Below are 15,942 nucleotides of genomic sequence, written 5' to 3'. Positions count from 1 at the left end.
AGCGAACAGCGAGGGCAGGAACGCACATGACGACAACCGAGGACCGGATCCGGGCGGGCGAGCGCAGACCGCCGCAGATCGTCGACATGTCCTGGGACCCCATCACCCGGATCATCGGGAACCTCGGCATCTACACGAAGATCGACTTCGCCAACCAGGAAGTCGTGGAGTGCCACAGCACCTCGTCGCTCTTCCGCGGCTACTCGGTGTTCATGAAGGGCAAGGACCCGCGCGACGCGGGCTTCATCACCTCGCGCATCTGCGGCATCTGCGGCGACAACCACACCACCTGCTCGAACTACGCGCAGCAGATGGCCTACGGCATCAAGCCGCCGCCGCTCGCTGAGCACATCGTCAACCTCGGCGAGGCCGCCGAGTACATGTTCGACCACACGATCTTCCAGGACAACCTGGTGTTCGTGGACTTCTGCGAGGCGATGGTCAAGGCCACCAACCCGAGTGTGCTGGCGCGGGCCGAGCGGACCGAGGCGCCCCGCGGGCAGATTCACGGCTACCGGACCATCGCCGACATCATGCGCGCCTTCAACCCGTTCGAGGGCGAGGTGTACAAGGAGGCCCTGAAGGTCAGCCGCGTCACCCGCGAGATGTTCTGTCTCATGGAAGGGCGCCACGTCCACCCGTCGACGATGTACCCGGGCGGCGTCGGCACGATGCCGCAGCCGAACACGTTCACCGACTACCTGTCCCGCCTGATGAAGGTCCTCGACTTCATCAAGCAGGCCGTGGCGATGAACGACGACGTGTTCGACTTCTTCTACGAGGCGCTGCCCGGCTACGAGGAGGTCGGACGCCGCCGGATCATGCTCGGCTGCTGGGGCTCCTTCCAGAACCCGGACGTGGTCGACTACCGCTACGAGACCATGAACGACTGGGGCAAGGCGATGTACGTCACGCCCGGCATCGTCCTCGACGGCGAACTGGTCACCAACAACCTGGTCGACATCAACCTGGGGATGCGCATCCTGCTGGGCAGCTCCTACTACGACGACTGGGTCAACGAGAAGCCGTTCGTCACCCACGACCCGCTCGGCAACCCGGTCGACATGCGGCACCCGTGGAACCAGACCACCGTCCCTGTGCCGCAGAAGCGCGAGTTCGACGCCAATTACAGCTGGGTCATGAGCCCGCGCTGGTACCACAAGGAGAGCGGTGAGCACCTCGCCCTCGACACCGGCGGCGGTCCGCTCGCCCGATTGTGGTCCACGGCGCTCAACGGCCTGGTCGACACTCCGTACATCAAAGCCACCGGGCACAGCGTGCGCATCTCGCTTCCCAAGAGCGAGAAGCTGCCGGAGACGACGCTGGAGTGGCACATCCCCAAGTGGAGCAACACCATCGAGCGGGACCGCGCCCGGCCCTATTTCATCGCCTACGCGGCCGCGATGGCCCTCCAGTCCCTGGAGGAGGCCATGCAACTGGTGCGCGCGGGGAAGACCAAGGTGTACGAGGACTTCGAGGTGCCCGACGAGGCCATCGGCTGCGGCTTCCACGAGGCGGTGCGCGGCGTCCTCTCCCACCACCTGGTGATCAAGGACAAGAAGATCGCCAACTACCACCCGTACCCGCCGACCCCCTGGAACGCCAGCCCCCGCGACAGCTACGGCACCCCCGGCCCGTACGAGGACGCCGTCCAGGGACAGCCCATCTTCGAGGAGAACGGGCCGGAGGACTTCAAGGGCGTCGACATCATGCGGACCGTCCGAAGCTTCGATCCCTGCCTGCCCTGCGGGGTCCACATGTACCTCGGCAAGGGCAAGACGCTCAGCACCCTGCATTCCCCCACCTACGGAGCGTCCCATGGCTGAATCCGCTCACTCGGCCGCCGCGGAAGAGGCCGGTGGCGCAGGTCCGGCCCCGCGGCTGGACGACGGCGAGGTCATGGCACGGCTCACGCGCATCGACGAGCTGCTGGAAAAGGTGCAGATCGCGCCGGGCCCCACGGCCAAAGCAGCCCTCGACGCCGTCGGCGCGCTGACCGAGGTCTACGGCGAGGCGCTGGCCCGGGTGATGGACCGTGCGGACGCCGCGCTGGGCGCACGCCTGGCCGACGACGAGTTGCTGGGTCACCTGCTGGTGCTGCACGAGGTCCACCCGGAGCCGCCCGAGCGTCGGGCCGCCCGGGCCGTCGAGCGGCTCCGGCCCGCCCTCCAGGAACGCGGCGGTGATGCGGAACTGGCCGCAGTGGAAGGCCCGGTCGCGCGAATCCGGCTCCGTACCCCTGGATGCGGATCCGGGTGCGGGTCGGCATCCGCCGACGTCGAGGAGGCCGTCCGAGAGGCGGTTCTCGCCGCGGCGCCCGAACTGACGGCCGTGGAGCCGGTGGCGGAGCAGGAGTCCCGGCAGGCCGCGTTCGTCCCCCTGGACACGCTGGTGCGCCGACCCGTCCAGCCGCAGGGAGCACCATGACGGCCGGTGGCGCCCTGGCCCGCGTGATCCGCTCGTCCGCCGGCCGACGGGCGGGCGGCGCCGAGGCGCGCTGCGACCTGTGCGGCGCGCCGATCGCTGCCGACCACCGCCACTTGTACGACACAGGCCGCGAGGAGACGCTGTGCGCCTGTCGTGCGTGCTCGGTGCTCTTCGTGGGCGACGGGGCCGGCGATGGTCACTACCGGCTGGTCCCGCAGCGGCGGGTGAGGCTCTCCAAGATCGAGACCGGGCCGCTCGGTGTCCCCGTCGGTCTGGCGTTCTTCGTGCCCCGGACGGACGGCACCGTGTCCGCGCACTACCCGAGCCCGGCGGGTGCCACCCGGTGGGAGGTGGACGCGGGCGCCTGGCGGGAGACGGTGGCGAGGTGTCCGGAGCTGGCCGGCGTGGAACCCGAGGTGGAAGCGCTGCTGGTGAACACCGCCAGGTCCCTGAACCACCACTGGATCGTGCCGGTCGACGACTGCTTCCGGCTGGTCGCCCTCGTTCGCCAGGAGTGGCGGGGGCTGTCCGGCGGCGGCCGGGTCTGGCCCGCCGTCGAGCGGTTCTTCGCCGAGCTGACCGAGCGACGGTAGCCGCGAACCACAGGAGAGGAGAACGGCATGGGCAGGATCAAGGTCGGCAGACCCCAGGTGAGGCCGGACACGCCCACCCACGTCTACGGCATCCACCAGGGCAACAAGGGCCCGTACCGCCACCAGTCCGGACACAACGAGGACGGCACCGCCGACGCGCGCCGGTCCACGGGGATCCACTGGAAGCGGCACAACGCGATCATGAAGATCATGCCGAGCATCTCCCCGGGATGAGGGCCCGGGCCGGGCGATGGCACACGTCACGAAGAGACCAGTAATACGAGCGAGCAGGGAGCGGCTATGACGGCCAGACAGATCCTGATGGCGGAGGCGGTGCTGGTGGGCGGAGCCTTCCTCGCACTGTTGGTCAAGGAGTTGCCCGGAGCGGTACGGGAGGTGCGGATCTGGCGGATGGCCGGCTTCCACGCCGGTTCCCGGCATCCGCGCTGAGCCCGCCGTGCACGAACTGTCGATCGCGACCGCGATCGTCGAACGGGCCGATGAGCTGGCGCGGGCCCAAGGCACGGACGCCGTCGCGGCGGTGAGCGTACGGGTGGGCGAGCTGTCCGGCGTGGTCCCCGAAGCCCTCGACTTCGCCTTCGAGGTGGCCCGCGACGGCACCGCCCTGGCCGCCGCGAAGCTCGTCGTCGAGCGGGTGCCCGCCCGCGCCTGGTGTGAGTCGTGCGCCGAGCAGTTCTCGGTGGGAGTGCCGCCATTCTTCTGGTGCCCGCGCTGCGACCGTCCCTCCACGGCGCTCCGCAGCGGCCGGGAGCTGGAGATCACCGACATCCGACCGGCGTAGTACGGCCCTGACGGTGCGGGCGAGGCCGCCCCACCGCCAGGGCCGTTTCCGGTCGGCGCTGCGGGTCAGCAGATGCGCGGCAACTGCTCCCCGAGGGGCATGTCCACCACTCGGGTGCCGCCCAGGCCGGTGGAGACCACGACCATGCCGGGGTGGTCGGCGACGCACTCCCCGACGATCGCGGCGCCCGAGCCCTGCGGGTTGGCGCGCATCGCCGCCAGCACCTGGTCGGCCGCCTGCCGGGGCACGAAGGCGACGAGACGCCCCTCGTTGGCGACGTAGAGCGGGTCGAGTCCGAGGAAACCGCAGGCGTTCGCGACCGCGTCCGGCACCGGGATGGCGCACTCGGACAGCCTCACCCCGGTGCCGGAGGCGCGGGCGATCTCGTTGAGCGAAGCGGCCAGCCCGCCCCTGGTGGGGTCGCGCAGCACGTGGATGTCCCTGGTGACGGCGAGCATGGCCGCCACCAGGTCGGCAAGGGGCGCGGTGTCGCTGGCGACCTCGACGCCGAACTCCAGTCCTTCCCGGACACTCATGATCGCCACGCCGTGCAGGCCGATCGGCCCGCTGACGATGACGGCGTCGCCGGGCCGCGCACGCTGAGGACGCAGGTCGACCCCGTCGGGAACAAGGCCGATCCCGGAGGTGGTGACGTACACGCCGTCGCCGTGCCCGGACTCCACCACCTTGGTGTCGCCGGTGGCCACCGTGACTCCGGCAGCCTCGGCCGCCGCTCCCATGGCGCGCGCGATCCGCTCGACGACGGTCAGCTCCACGCCCTCTTCCAGAACGAACGCGGCGGAGAGGTATGCGGGCCGGGCGCCGCTCATCGCCAGGTCGTTGACGGTTCCGTTGACCGCGAGGTGCCCGAGGCTGCCGCCGGGAAAGAACAGCGGCCGGACCACGTAGGAGTCGGTCGAGAAGGCCAACCGGGCGCCGTCGAGTTCAAGAACGGCGGAGTCGGCGAGCGCGGCGAGGGTGGCGTTGCCGTAGGCGGGGACGAAGACCTGCTCCATCAGCTCCGCCGACAGCGCTCCTCCGCCGCCGTGCCCCATCACCACGACCGGCTGGTCGCGCAGCGGGGCGGGACAGGTCCAGTTGGCCGGGTCGACCGTGTCGGCGAGTTGTTCAGGCAACGGGGTTCATCTCCTCCCGCGCGGCCCGGTCGGCCTGCGGTGTCTGGCCGTTCATCCGGCGGTACAGGTAGTAGGCCGCGCAGGCGCCCTCGCTGGAGACCATGGTGGCGCCGAGCGGGGTGCGCGGGGTGCAGGTCGTGCCGAACGCGGAGCACTCGGTCGGCTTGATGAGCCCCTGGAGCACCTCGCCGCTGCGACACTCGGCGGGCTCCTCGGTGCGGATGCCGGTGACGTCGAAGCGGTGCTCGGCGTCGTACGCACGGAAGGCGTCGGTCAGCCGCCAGCCGCTCGACGGGATGCGCCCGATGCCGCGCCAGGACCGGTCGGTGACCTCGAACACCTCCTCGATCATGCGGACCGCGGCCGGATTCCCGTCCTCGCGCACGGCGCGGGCGTACGCGTTCTCCACGCGGTGCTCGCCGCGCTCCAGTTGACGGACGGCACGGCGGATGCCCTCCAGGATGTCGAGGGGTTCGAATCCGGTGACCACGACCGGTACGCGGTGCCGCTCGGCCAGCTGCGGGTACTCGGCCGTGCCCATCACGCTGCACACGTGCCCGGCGGCCAGGAAGCCCTGCACCCGGCAGGACGGGGCCGTCATGATGGCCTCGATCGCGGGCGGCACCCGCACGTGGGACACCAGCAGGCTGAAGTTGGTCAGGCCCAGGCGGCGGGCCTGGTGCACGGCCATCGCGTTCGCGGGGGCGGTCGTCTCGAAGCCGATGGCGAAGAACACCACCTCCCGGTCCGGGTGCCGACGGGCGAGTTCCAGGGCGTCGAGCGGTGAGTAGACCACCCGTACGTCACCGCCCTCGCCCTTGACCCGGAACAGGTCACGGTCGGTGCCCGGCACCCGCAGCATGTCGCCGAAGGAGCAGAAGATCACCCCTGGACGCGCGGCGATTTCCAGCGCCTTGTCGATCATCTCCAGCGGTGTGACACACACGGGACAGCCCGGGCCGTGGATCAGCTCCACCTCCTCGGGCAGCAGTTGGTCGATGCCGTGCCGGATGATCGAGTGGGTCTGTCCGCCGCAGACCTCCATCAGTGCCCACGGCCGGGTGACCGTCGCGCGGATCTCGTCCAGCAGCCGCCGGGCCAGATCGGGGTCGTGGAACTCGTCGATGTACTTCATCGGCTTCCCGCCTCCTTTGCCGCCTGTTCCCAGGCGTCGCCGAACTCCTCCTCCAGCAGCCCCAGTTCCTCGAAGAGCCGCAAGGAGGCCTGCGCCGACTCCTCGTCCAGACGCTGGAGGGCGAAGCCGACGTGCACGATGACGTACTCACCCACCCGCACCTCCGGCACGTACTCCAGGCACGCCCGCTTCTGCACACCGCCGAAGTCGATCAACCCGGTGAGCGGGTCGGCGCCGTCGTCGATGGCGACGACCTTGCCGGGCACTGCCAAGCACATGGGTCACTCCTCTAGTCGTTCGTGCGCCGCGACCACCAGTTGGCCGAGGGACAACCCGCCGTCGTTCGGGGGGACTTCGCCGTGGCGCAGTACCGCGAAGCCGTCCCGGGCCAACAGCGCCGTGCACTCCTCCTCCAACAGCGCGTTGGCGAAGACACCGCCGGTCAGGGCGACGGTGGTCAGGCCGGTGGCCCGGCGCGCATGTCGGCAGATCTGCACGACGGCCCGTGCGACGCCGCGGTGGAAGCGGGCCGCGAGCACGGGGGCCGGGGTACCGCGTCGCAGATCGGCGACGAGCACCCGCAGCACCGGAGCGGGGTCGCACCGCAATGGGGTGCCGGGCGTGCCGTCTGCGCCGGTGACGCCGAAGTCGTACGCCGCCCTGTCCGCGTCCCAGGCGACGGCCGCGGCGGCCTGAAGTTCCAGCGCGGCCTGCGCCTCGTATCCCGCCCGGTGGCAGAGGCCGACGAGGGAGGATACGGCGTCGAAGAGCCGTCCCATGCTGGACGTCGGCACGGACGCCAGCCCGCGTGTCAACTGCCTCTCCAGCACGGAGAGTTCCACGGAGGTGCAAGCCGCGACGCTGGGCAGGTCCGCCTCCCACGGCAGGCCTGCGTCCCACAGCCGCGCCAGCGCCATGCGGCAGGGGTTGGTCACACCCGCGTCTCCGCCGGGCAGCGGGGCGGGGGTCAGGTGGGCGAAGCGCCGGTAGCCGGCGTAGTCGGCGAGCAGGACCTCGCCGCCCCAGATCGTGCCGTCGTCGCCGTAACCCGTGCCGTCGAACGCGACGCCGATCACGGGCGCCGTGCCGTCGAGGCCGTGCTCCGCCATCGCCGAGGCGATGTGCGCGTGATGGTGCTGGACGAGGAAGGGCCTTTGCCCCGGCGAGGCGGTGGCGAGGTCGCGGGCCCACCGGGCCGAGTGGTAGCCCGGGTGCCGGTCGGCGGCGACGAGTCGGGGCGTCACGCCGGTAAGACGACGCATCCGCCGGTCCGCCCGCCCGGCGGCCTCCAGGGTGGCCAGGTCGCCCATGTCACCGATGTGCGGGCCGAACCAGGCCTGGTCTCCCTCACCCAGGCAGGGGACGTTCTTCAGGTCGCCCCCCACGGCCAGCGCGGGACGCACCGCGACCGGGAGGCGCAGCGGGCGGGGCACGTAGCCGCGGGAGCGGCGCAGTACCTGCTCGGTGCCGTCGGGCCGCACGCGCACCAGCGAGTCGTCGCACGGCGAGGCGATGGCCCGGTCGTGGACGAGCCAGGCGTCGGCCAGCCCGGCCAGGCGGGTGAGCGCCTCGTCGTCGTCCGTGACGATGGGTTCCCCGGAGCGGTTGCCGCTGGTCATGACCAGAGCACGGGGGCCCGGTGGGTCGCCGGGGAGACCGAACAGCAGGGTGTGTACGGGGGTGTAGGGCAGCATCACGCCGAGGTGCGGGCTGCCTTCGCACACTCCGCGAGCGAGCCCGACGGTCCCTTCCGGTGTGCGGCGGCGCAGTAGGACGATGGGCCGCCGGGGGCTGGTGAGGGCCGCCCGTTCAGCGCCGGAGAGCAGGGCGATCCGCTCGACCGTGGCCAGGTCGGCACACATGACCGCGAACGGCTGGCCACCTCGCTTCTTGCGGGTGCGCAGCACGGCGACGGCCCGGTCGTCGGTGGCGTCGCAGGCCAGGTGGTAGCCGCCGATGCCCTTGACGGCGACGATCCGCCCCGAGGCCAGCAGGGCCCTGGCCGCCGTCAGTGCGTCCGCGTCCTTGGCGGGATGCAGGTCGCTCCCGGCCGCGGGCACCAGACACAGCCGGGGTCCGCAGTCGGGGCAGGCCGCGGGTTGGGCGTGGAAGCGCCGGTCGCCGGGATCGCCGTACTCCGTGGCACACGCGGCGCACATCGGGAAGTCCGCCATGGTCGTGGCCACCCGGTCGTACGGCATTCCCGTGGCGATGGTGAAGCGGGGCCCGCAGTGGGTGCAGGTGACGAACGGGTGCCGGTGACGGCGGTCCGCCGGATCGCTCAGCTCCCGCAGGCAATCGGCGCAGGTCGCGGTGTCGGGCGGGAGCAGCGTGCGTCCCGGGGACTGCTCCGAGGGCCGGATCGTGAAGGGGGCGCCGGTGCCCGTGGCGGGGACGGACTCAACGGCGATGCCGGTCACGGCGGCCAGCGGGGGAGGCTCCTGGGCAAGCCGGTCGCAGAATCGTTCGACGCCCTCCGGCGGGCCCTCCACTTCGATCAGCACACCGTTCGGGGTGTTGCTCACGAATCCGGCGAGCGCGAGGTCGGAGGCCAGGCGGTGCACGTAGGGGCGGAAGCCCACGCCCTGCACCGTGCCGCGCACGGTGATACGGCGCCGCACGCCCTCGGTGGTGGGGGCGGTCACGAGGCGGGGCCGGCCACGGCGTGCGGGTGTGGATGCGGCTCGTCCGGGGATGCGGGGCCGTCCTCGGGCTCGTGGACGTGGCCGTAGGGATGCGGGGCGAGTGGAGGCCGGTGCGCGGGGTCGCCGTCGCGCACGGCGAGGACTCGTTCCAGGACGGTGTCGACACCGTCACCTGTGCGGGCGCAGGAGCGTACGACCTCCACTCCGGGGTTGACCTGCCGCACATGGGCTCGGAAGGCCGCAGCGTCGAAACCGGCGGCCTCGGCCAGGTCGGTCTTGGTGAGGACCACCAGGTGGGCGGAGCCGAAGGCGGTGGGGTACTTCAGCGGTTTGTCCTCGCCCTCGGTCACTGCCATGAGCACGATCCGCAGGGTTTCGCCGAGGTCGTAGGACGCCGGGCAGACCAGATTGCCGACGTTCTCCACGAACAGCACAGCGGTGGCCTCGGGCAGCCAGCCGTCGAGATGGCGGCGGACCTGCCGGGCCTCCAGATGACACAGTCCGTCGGTCAGCAGCTGTTTCACCGGCGCTCCCGCGCGGGCGAGCCGCCGCGCGTCGTTCTCCGTCGCCAGGTCCGCGGTGAGCGCCGCCACGGGGACGCGCCGTTCCACCGCCCGGGCCAGCACCTGTCCGAGCAGCTCCGTCTTGCCGCTGCCGGGGCTGGACAGCAGGTTGACCAAGGTCACGCTCTGCCGGGCAAGTTCGCCCCGCAGGTCGGCGGCCAGGCCGTCATTCTTCGCCAGCACGGCCCGGGTGACGTCGGCGGACTGGCACATGCGTACTGCTCCTCGTGATCGGCTGGAAACGAATCGGGACGGGGGGACGACCGAGTCCGGTCCGCTGCGGATCCGCGCGGTGGGCGACAGGGCCCGGCCCGCTATCGATACTCGACGCCGCCGGGTACCGGATGCGGGAGACCGGCCGCGGACGCGTCCGCGGATTCCTCCGGGCGGTCCAACGGCTGGGTGGCGGCAGGGTCGGCGAGCAGGACCGGCACGATCGTGTGCAGGGCCGTCACGGCCCGGACGACCGCCTCCCGCACCGGTGTGCTCAACCCCGGGACGATATCCTCGTCGCCGCGCGGCAGCACCTGCGGCTCGCAGGCGAGCACGAGGACGCGCGGCAGCGTGCCGTGGCCCAGGTGCGCGGCCAGGGACAGCACCTTGGCCGGGTCCATGCCGTGGGCCTCCGGCGGGGTGGTGGCAGGCGTGGCCTCCGGCAGATCGGGTTCGATCAGGGACAGGGTGCCCGGGCGGTGACCGCGCGGCGCGGCGTCGACGAGAACCGCGGTGGCGTAGCCGTCCAGCAGTTCGTAGGCCAGGTCGAGGCCGCGGATGCCGAAGTCCCGCACCCGCACCTGGGGCGGCAGCGGGCGCCGATCGAGGGCGCGGATCACCTCGGGGCCGAAGGCGTCGTCCGCGAGGAAGATGTTGCCGACGCCCGCCACCAGCAGACGCGTGCGGGGCTCAGTCACCGGACGCTCCCGGCGGCGGGCTCGCCGACAGGGGCGAGCGGCCGGGCAGAGCCGCTCGGCGTCTTCCGTACGAAGGCGGAGCGCAGGGCGTGGTAGGGGGCTTGCGGGTCGAAGAAGATGGTGTGCATGCGGGCCAGTTCGGCCTGCCGGTACTGTGCGAGCGGCCGGATGGCCTCGTCCCGCTCCCGTGCCTGGGCCTTGGCCGCGACCCGCTCTGCCAGGTCCGGGGCATCGGCGAGTGCCACGGCCACACGCTCCACCTCGGCCGCGAACTCCTGTGCCGCGACCGGCACCAGGCGGTCCACCAGCCCCATGCCGACGGCCGCGGCGGCACTCACCGGCAGCGCCTCGGTCACCAGCCGCTCGGCCGTCTCCGCTCCGACGCGGCGCGGCAGGGTGTACGTCCAGAACTCCGCCCCGTACAGGCCCATCCGCCGGTAGTGCGGGTTGAGGACGGCGCCCGTACGGCACCACACCTCGTCGGCGGCGAGGGCGAGCATGACGCCGCCCGCCGCCGCGTTGCCACCGAGCGCCGCCACGACCAACCGGTCGGTGGTGCGCAGCACCGCCTCGACCAGGTCGTCCATCGCGTTCAGGTTGGTCCAGGACTCCCCGGCCGGGTCGGCGGCCGCCTCGATGACGTTCAGGTGGATGCCGTTGGAGAAGAAGTCACGGGTACCGCCGAGGACCAGCACCGAGGTCGGGCGGGAGAGCGCATACCGGTAGGCGGCGAGCAGCCTGCGGCACTGGCCGGTGCTCATGGCACCGCTGGGGAAGGAGAACCTCAGCAGGCCGACGTTGCCGAGCTGCCGGTAGCGGATGTCCGCCCAGGTGCGGCGGTCGAGGGGTAGCTCGAGCGGGGCCGGCATGTCCGGAAGCCTCAGGGGAGGACCCGTGGGGCACGGCAGGCGACCGCCCGAAAGACCGCTGCCGACCGGGCCAGGGAAACGGTGGGCCGACGGATCCGACAGCGAGGCCAGCACTGAGGCCGCCGGGCGCCGGAAGGGCGCCGGGTCGCCCGAGCTCTTGCGCGGTCGGATTTCGGGGATCCAGACCGCGCCGTCCCGGGTGGCCCGGCACACGGCTCCGGCCCGCGTCGCGAGCAGGTCGCCGGGACGGCCGCGCAGCCGGTCCTCCGGATGCCCGCCGTGCAGGAACACCTCACGGCCCAGGAGTTCGTCCAGCACTCCCGGCTGCGAGTCGGCCCCGCGGAGTTTACGCAGCACGGTTTCGGTACTGTCGCCCTCCCAGTCGATGCGCCGCCGCTCCTGGCGGAAGAAGTCCCGCCACACCACGCGGACCGAGGGATCGCTCTGCGGCCGCGGTTTGAACGAGCCGTCGGCGTACCGCTGCACAGCCTGCCGCACGGCGGCAACGGCGGCGTCGGAGGCCTCGTTGCGGTACAGGTCGCTCTTGCCCACCGGCGGCACCGAGAACGGCACCGCCGCCCAGACGGCCCCCGCGTCCATCGCCGCCTCGGCCTGCAGGACCGTCACGCCCCAGCGCGGCACCTCCTCGGCGATCGCCCAGTCCAAGGACGACGGCCCGCGGTCGCCGGGCGGTCCCGGGTGCACGATGAGACAGGTGTTCTCCCGCCACACGTCTTCTGGCAGGGCCGTCTTCAGCATCGGCGCGATGATCAGCTCCGGGCGCAGTTCCCGTACAGCGGCGCGGACCTCGTCGGCACCGTACGCGGCGAGGACAACGTCCACCCGGTGGCCGTGCTCCGACAGTTCGGCGTACACGCGCTGGGAGAGACTGTTGAAGGTGCTGGCGACGAGCAGGATGTCCATGACGCGGCATGCTCGCCGCTTCCGCCCGGGGTGCGAAGGACCGTGGCGGCGTTTCGCCCGCAGCCGTCAGTCTCTTCCTCCATCCGGATCGAATCGCGCTGGTCGTCGAACGCGTCGTCGTTGTGGCTGGCCCGGATGGCCGCCGGCATGGCACGGGCGATCGCGTCGAGCCGGCGCCGCACGGCGTGTTCGGCCCGCATCTCGGCGGAGCCCTATCCCTCGCTGTCGGCGCGGACGGCCCGCTTTACGCCGGCCGCCGAGGACCGGAACGGCGCGCACACCCGCGGGGGTGACCTCACCGCCGTCGATGGTACGTCGTTCCCTCGCCTCAGGAACCAGCGTCCGATCCGCCGGGGCCGATGTCCTCCCCACCGCGCTCGACGGGCTCGCTCCGCATCGGTGCATGCTCCTGCTCCAGCTGCCCTGCCTCCTTCTCCATGGCCCCGGCGGTGGCGTGCGCCCCGGCACGGATCCGGTTGCGGGCCGCCATGCCGAACGCCGCGGCCCCGGAAGCGTACGCACCCGTCAGCACCACCGACGTCTTTGCCCTCGGCAGAACGGACTCGGCAGCCCGCAGCAGCGCCTCGTGCGCCGACCACAGGGCGAGCACACCGCAGGTACCGGCGCCCGCGAGCAACAGTCCGCCCGCTCCGAACCTCCTGAGCGCGGTCACGGCCTCGTCCTGCATCGCCCTGACCTCCCGTCGGGCCAGTTCAGCGGTGTCCTCCGCCAGCCGGGCCGCGGCATCCCCCATGCGGCCGCCGTCCGACGCCGAATCATCACCTCGCGTGTGCATCGCCCTCTCCTGCCTGCCGTTCCACGAATCCACCGCCGGCCCTTCGGTGGTCGACTCCGGACCACACTCAGTACCCCCGCGGCGCCGTCCCTATCACCACGTTGATCATTGCGCGCTCCCTGGATTGCTGGTGGCCAGTCCATGTGGGTCGCTTCAGTGCGGGTCGCTGCTGCGTCGCTCCGGGTCAGCGGGTGGCGGCCGACCTGCGGCGGCCGCGGAGCTGATGGCCCGTGCCCTTGGAGCACCGGCAGCCGGGCGCTACCCCGGATTGCGCCTGCCTCCGGGGGGTACCCCAATGGATTCAAACAGGCCGGTAAGGAGGCAAGGATGTTCCTGGGCGAGGAGGCATCGGTGTACGCGGTGCGCGGAGGGAGGGTTCTGCCGGCATGGTCTGGCCGGTCGGTCGTCGGCCTGGACGGTGAGAACGTATGAGCGGCACCGCTGCGGCGCTGTCTCTGCTCGGTATGGCCCTGGTCGCCGTTGCGAGCGTCTATGCGTCGGCGTGGGCGGGGCGGATCGGTTCGGCAGCGCTGTCCGCGACGCCGTTCGGATCGGGATCGGAGCCGGTGGAGCACGCGGTAAGCCGGTTCCATGTGCGCTGGTACACGGTGACGATGCTCTTTCTCGCCTTCGACATGGAGATGGTCTTCATGTACCCGTGGACGCGCGTGATCTCCGCCATGGGGCCCAGCGCGGTGATCGAGATGTTCTTGTTCCTCGGGATCCTGCTCGCCGGGATCGCCTATGCCTGGCGGGAGGGCGCTCTGCGATGGACGTGACCGGGCCGGCGCTGCGCGGCACCGCGGCACGACCGCGCGTGCTGCTGGCGACTCTGCCGCGTGGGACAGCGGTACGACTGGCCGCCGAGCGGCTGCTGCGGCTGCGGGACTGGCCGCAGGTCTCCACTCCGGCGCAGGCCGATCTCCTCCTTGTCGCCGGTCCCCACTGCGTGAGCCTGCAGGCGGCGCTGGACCGGCTGTGGCAGGACCTGCCCGCGCCGCGCGCCCGGGTGCACGCCCGCAGTGCTGACGAGGTGGAGGACGCGCTGGAGGCCGGCCGGGCCCGACTCCGCTCACCGACCGTCCAGCACGAGCAGGCAGCCCCTGAGGAAGGCGAACAGCAGGACGGGGAACAGAGAACGCAGGAACATCAAGAGGGCGACCAGGACGCTCCCGGACACGCGCAGCGAGACCACCACGGCAGGGACAGGGCAAGCGGCAGGCGCACCGCGGACGACCAGGCCGATGACGCCCACGGCGGGCACAGCGGTGGACGCGACCAGCATGATGCCGGCCATCGACCGGAGGCAGAGCAGGGCGCCCGTGGGGACGCCCACGATGGCCAAGAGGCCGACGGTCACCGCGACGACGAGGGGCACGGCAGCAACGGCGGCCACGGGGGCGGGGAGATGGAGATGCCGGCCGGGCTGCCGATGGCCGAGCAGGGTGAGGACCGCGACGGCCTGACGCTGGACCAGTTGCATGTGCCGTTGGGGGCGTTACTGACCGACTGGCCCACGGGCCTGACGATCCGTCTGGTATTGCAGGGCGACGTCGTCCAGCACGCCACTCTCGAAGAACCGGCGACGCCCGTTGCCGACGCGGCGGCTGAGCCTTTCTGGGTGCGGCCCTGGCTGCGGGCGGCTGCTGGGGATCCGGTGCCCGTGGGCGAGGCGGTGCGTAGGCGCATGGCAGCGCACATGGACAGCCTGGGCCGGCTGCTGGCCGTGGCGGGTTGGCCGAGCGAGGTTCTGTCGGCCCGGCGGCTGCGGGACGACCTGCTCTCCGGCGCGCCCCGCGCCGCGGTTGCGCCTCGACTGGAACGCTTCACCCGCAGGGTCGGCTTCTCGCGCACCTTGGCCTGGCTGACTCGCGGCATCGGCGTCGTGACGGCACAGGACGCGGGGGAGGCAGGAGTGAGTGGTCCGGCAGCGCGGGCCGGTGGGGACGTGACCGACCGCTACCGGCAGTGGCTCACCGATATCGGGCACGACCTGCGACGGCTGGAGGAGTCGTCTCCGCTCGAGGTGGCGGTGGAGGAGAGCCCGCGTGGCCACTGGAGTGCCGAACACCCGCCGTCGTCCGCCCTGATCGGGCTGCTGCCCCGGCTGCTGGAAGGCGCCGAGCTGGCCGCGGCCCGCCTCATCGTGGCCAGCCTCGACCCCGATCCGGACGAACTGGCCGCCCGCACGCTGGAGGTGACGCATGGTTGAGGCGGGGGCGTGGTGGACGCTGCTGGCCGCCCCGGGGCTGCTGCTCGGCTTTGCGGTGCTGGCGGTGGCCGGCGACGCGGTGCTGGACGCCCGGAGCGCGGGACGGCCGGTCAGCCTCGCCACCGCGGTGCGGCCGTTTCTCGGTGTGCCGCGGGCGCTGGTGGCGCAGCCGCGGCGGATGCCCGCCCCGGACCGGCTGCTGTGGCGGACCGGTGTCATCACCGTGCCGGTGGCCGCCGTGCTGTCCACGCTGGTCATCCCGTTCGGAAACCACGCGGTCGCCGACCTGTCCGTCGGGGTGGTGTGGTTCAACGCCATGGAGGTGCTGACCTGGGCCGGGCTGTGGCTGGCCGGCTGGGGTCCCAACGCCGCGTTCTCCCTGATCGGCGGGTACCGGTTTCTCGCCCAGGGCTTGGCCTATGAGCTGCCGCTGATGTTCGCGCTGATCTCCACCGCCACCGGGGCGGAGTCGCTGCGGGTGGGCGACATCGCCGCCGCGCAGCACGGGCTGTGGTACGCGGTGTGGATGCCGGTCGCCTTCGCCGCCTACCTGGCCGGTGTGCTGGCGTTCAGCTTTCTGGGCCCCTTCGCCTATCCAGTCGGCCGCGACCTCGCCGGCGGTGTCCTGGGCGAGACGTCCGGCGTGGACCGGCTGTTGCTGCAGGCCGGCCGGTGGCTGTGGCTGGCATCCGGCTCGGCCATGGCGGTCCCGCTCTTCCTGGGCGGCGGCGCCGGGCCGGGCTTGCCGGCCTCGGTGTGGTCGCTGGTCAAAACGCTGCTGGTGCTCGGTCTGCTGGTGTGGGTGCTGCGGCGGCTGCCGATGATCCGAGCCGACCGGTACGTGGAGTTCGCCTGGGTGGTGCTCATCCCGCTGACGATCGTGCAAGTCCTGGTTCCAGCCGTGGTCAACCTCAACCGATAGAAGGAAG

At 71.9% G+C, this 15,942-nt stretch carries 17 protein-coding genes; 9 read left to right on the top strand and 8 right to left on the bottom strand.

The window, feature by feature from the left end; genetic code table 11:
- Positions 1-26 precede the first annotated feature (26 nt).
- The 6 genes from OHT21_RS42680 to hypA all read left to right on the top strand — a co-directional run bounded on the left by OHT21_RS42680 (position 27) and on the right by hypA (position 3,822).
- Positions 27-1,826 carry a nickel-dependent hydrogenase large subunit gene (locus tag OHT21_RS42680; RefSeq protein WP_328773613.1) on the top strand — a complete coding sequence of 600 codons (1,800 nt, stop codon included), beginning with the start codon at positions 27-29 and terminating at the stop codon, positions 1,824-1,826.
- Entirely contained in the window at positions 1,819-2,427 is a 609-nt protein-coding gene (locus OHT21_RS42675) for a NifU family protein (RefSeq protein WP_328773611.1), read from the top strand. Before OHT21_RS42680 ends, OHT21_RS42675 begins: the two co-directional genes overlap by 8 nt.
- Positions 2,424-3,020, top strand: coding sequence for a DUF5947 family protein (locus tag OHT21_RS42670; RefSeq protein WP_328773610.1), 597 nt, complete (start codon positions 2,424-2,426; stop codon positions 3,018-3,020). Before OHT21_RS42675 ends, OHT21_RS42670 begins: the two co-directional genes overlap by 4 nt.
- 27 nt (positions 3,021-3,047) lie before the next feature.
- The gene (locus tag OHT21_RS42665; protein WP_328773608.1) at positions 3,048-3,254 is read left to right on the top strand and encodes a hypothetical protein; all 207 of its coding nucleotides are present in this window, start codon (positions 3,048-3,050) and stop codon (positions 3,252-3,254) included.
- A 66-nt stretch (positions 3,255-3,320) separates the two neighbouring features.
- Positions 3,321-3,470 (top strand): hypothetical protein, encoded by a 150-nt coding sequence (locus OHT21_RS42660; protein WP_328773607.1) that lies wholly within the window; start codon positions 3,321-3,323, stop codon positions 3,468-3,470.
- A gap of 7 nt (positions 3,471-3,477) precedes the next feature.
- Complete coding sequence (gene hypA / locus OHT21_RS42655) at positions 3,478-3,822, top strand: hydrogenase maturation nickel metallochaperone HypA (RefSeq protein ID WP_328773606.1); 345 nt, start codon at positions 3,478-3,480, stop codon at positions 3,820-3,822.
- Positions 3,823-3,887: 65 nt separating this feature from the next.
- Here the strand turns inward: hypA and hypE are convergent, their stop codons facing one another.
- The 8 genes from hypE to OHT21_RS42615 form a co-directional block, all read right to left on the bottom strand.
- Positions 3,888-4,958, bottom strand: a complete 1,071-nt coding sequence (hypE, locus tag OHT21_RS42650) for a hydrogenase expression/formation protein HypE (RefSeq protein WP_328773605.1) — start codon at positions 4,956-4,958, stop codon at positions 3,888-3,890.
- Positions 4,951-6,093, bottom strand: coding sequence for a hydrogenase formation protein HypD (gene hypD / locus OHT21_RS42645; RefSeq protein ID WP_328773604.1), 1,143 nt, complete (start codon positions 6,091-6,093; stop codon positions 4,951-4,953). The genes hypE and hypD overlap by 8 nt, the downstream gene beginning before the upstream one ends.
- The gene (locus OHT21_RS42640; RefSeq protein ID WP_328773603.1) at positions 6,090-6,371 is read right to left on the bottom strand and encodes a HypC/HybG/HupF family hydrogenase formation chaperone; all 282 of its coding nucleotides are present in this window, start codon (positions 6,369-6,371) and stop codon (positions 6,090-6,092) included. The genes hypD and OHT21_RS42640 overlap by 4 nt, the downstream gene beginning before the upstream one ends.
- Positions 6,372-6,374: 3 nt before the next feature.
- Positions 6,375-8,738, bottom strand: a complete 2,364-nt coding sequence (hypF, locus tag OHT21_RS42635; protein WP_328773602.1) for a carbamoyltransferase HypF — start codon at positions 8,736-8,738, stop codon at positions 6,375-6,377.
- Entirely contained in the window at positions 8,735-9,514 is a 780-nt protein-coding gene (gene hypB, locus OHT21_RS42630) for a hydrogenase nickel incorporation protein HypB (protein WP_328773601.1), read from the bottom strand. Before hypB ends, hypF begins: the two co-directional genes overlap by 4 nt.
- A gap of 101 nt (positions 9,515-9,615) precedes the next feature.
- Positions 9,616-10,212 (bottom strand): hydrogenase maturation protease, encoded by a 597-nt coding sequence (locus OHT21_RS42625; RefSeq protein ID WP_328773600.1) that lies wholly within the window; start codon positions 10,210-10,212, stop codon positions 9,616-9,618.
- Positions 10,209-12,005, bottom strand: a complete 1,797-nt coding sequence (locus OHT21_RS42620; protein ID WP_328773599.1) for an enoyl-CoA hydratase-related protein — start codon at positions 12,003-12,005, stop codon at positions 10,209-10,211. The genes OHT21_RS42625 and OHT21_RS42620 overlap by 4 nt, the downstream gene beginning before the upstream one ends.
- Before the next feature lie 328 nt (positions 12,006-12,333).
- Positions 12,334-12,801 carry a phage holin family protein gene (locus tag OHT21_RS42615; RefSeq protein ID WP_328773598.1) on the bottom strand — a complete coding sequence of 156 codons (468 nt, stop codon included), beginning with the start codon at positions 12,799-12,801 and terminating at the stop codon, positions 12,334-12,336.
- Between the two features lie 428 nt (positions 12,802-13,229).
- Between OHT21_RS42615 and OHT21_RS42610 the strand changes: the two genes are divergently transcribed.
- The 3 genes from OHT21_RS42610 to OHT21_RS42600 are packed head-to-tail and all read left to right on the top strand — an operon-like array spanning position 13,230 to position 15,935.
- Positions 13,230-13,580, top strand: coding sequence for an NADH-quinone oxidoreductase subunit A (locus tag OHT21_RS42610; RefSeq protein ID WP_328773597.1), 351 nt, complete (start codon positions 13,230-13,232; stop codon positions 13,578-13,580).
- Entirely contained in the window at positions 13,571-15,013 is a 1,443-nt protein-coding gene (locus OHT21_RS42605; protein WP_328773596.1) for a hypothetical protein, read from the top strand. The genes OHT21_RS42610 and OHT21_RS42605 overlap by 10 nt, the downstream gene beginning before the upstream one ends.
- Positions 15,006-15,935, top strand: coding sequence for an NADH-quinone oxidoreductase subunit H (locus tag OHT21_RS42600; protein ID WP_328773595.1), 930 nt, complete (start codon positions 15,006-15,008; stop codon positions 15,933-15,935). Before OHT21_RS42605 ends, OHT21_RS42600 begins: the two co-directional genes overlap by 8 nt.
- Positions 15,936-15,942 lie beyond the last annotated feature (7 nt).

The organism is Streptomyces sp. NBC_00286 (assembly GCF_036173125.1).
Taxonomy (GTDB): domain Bacteria; phylum Actinomycetota; class Actinomycetes; order Streptomycetales; family Streptomycetaceae; genus Streptomyces.
Note: the sequence above shows the minus strand (reverse complement) of the source record. Positions and strands in the feature narration are given on the sequence as shown.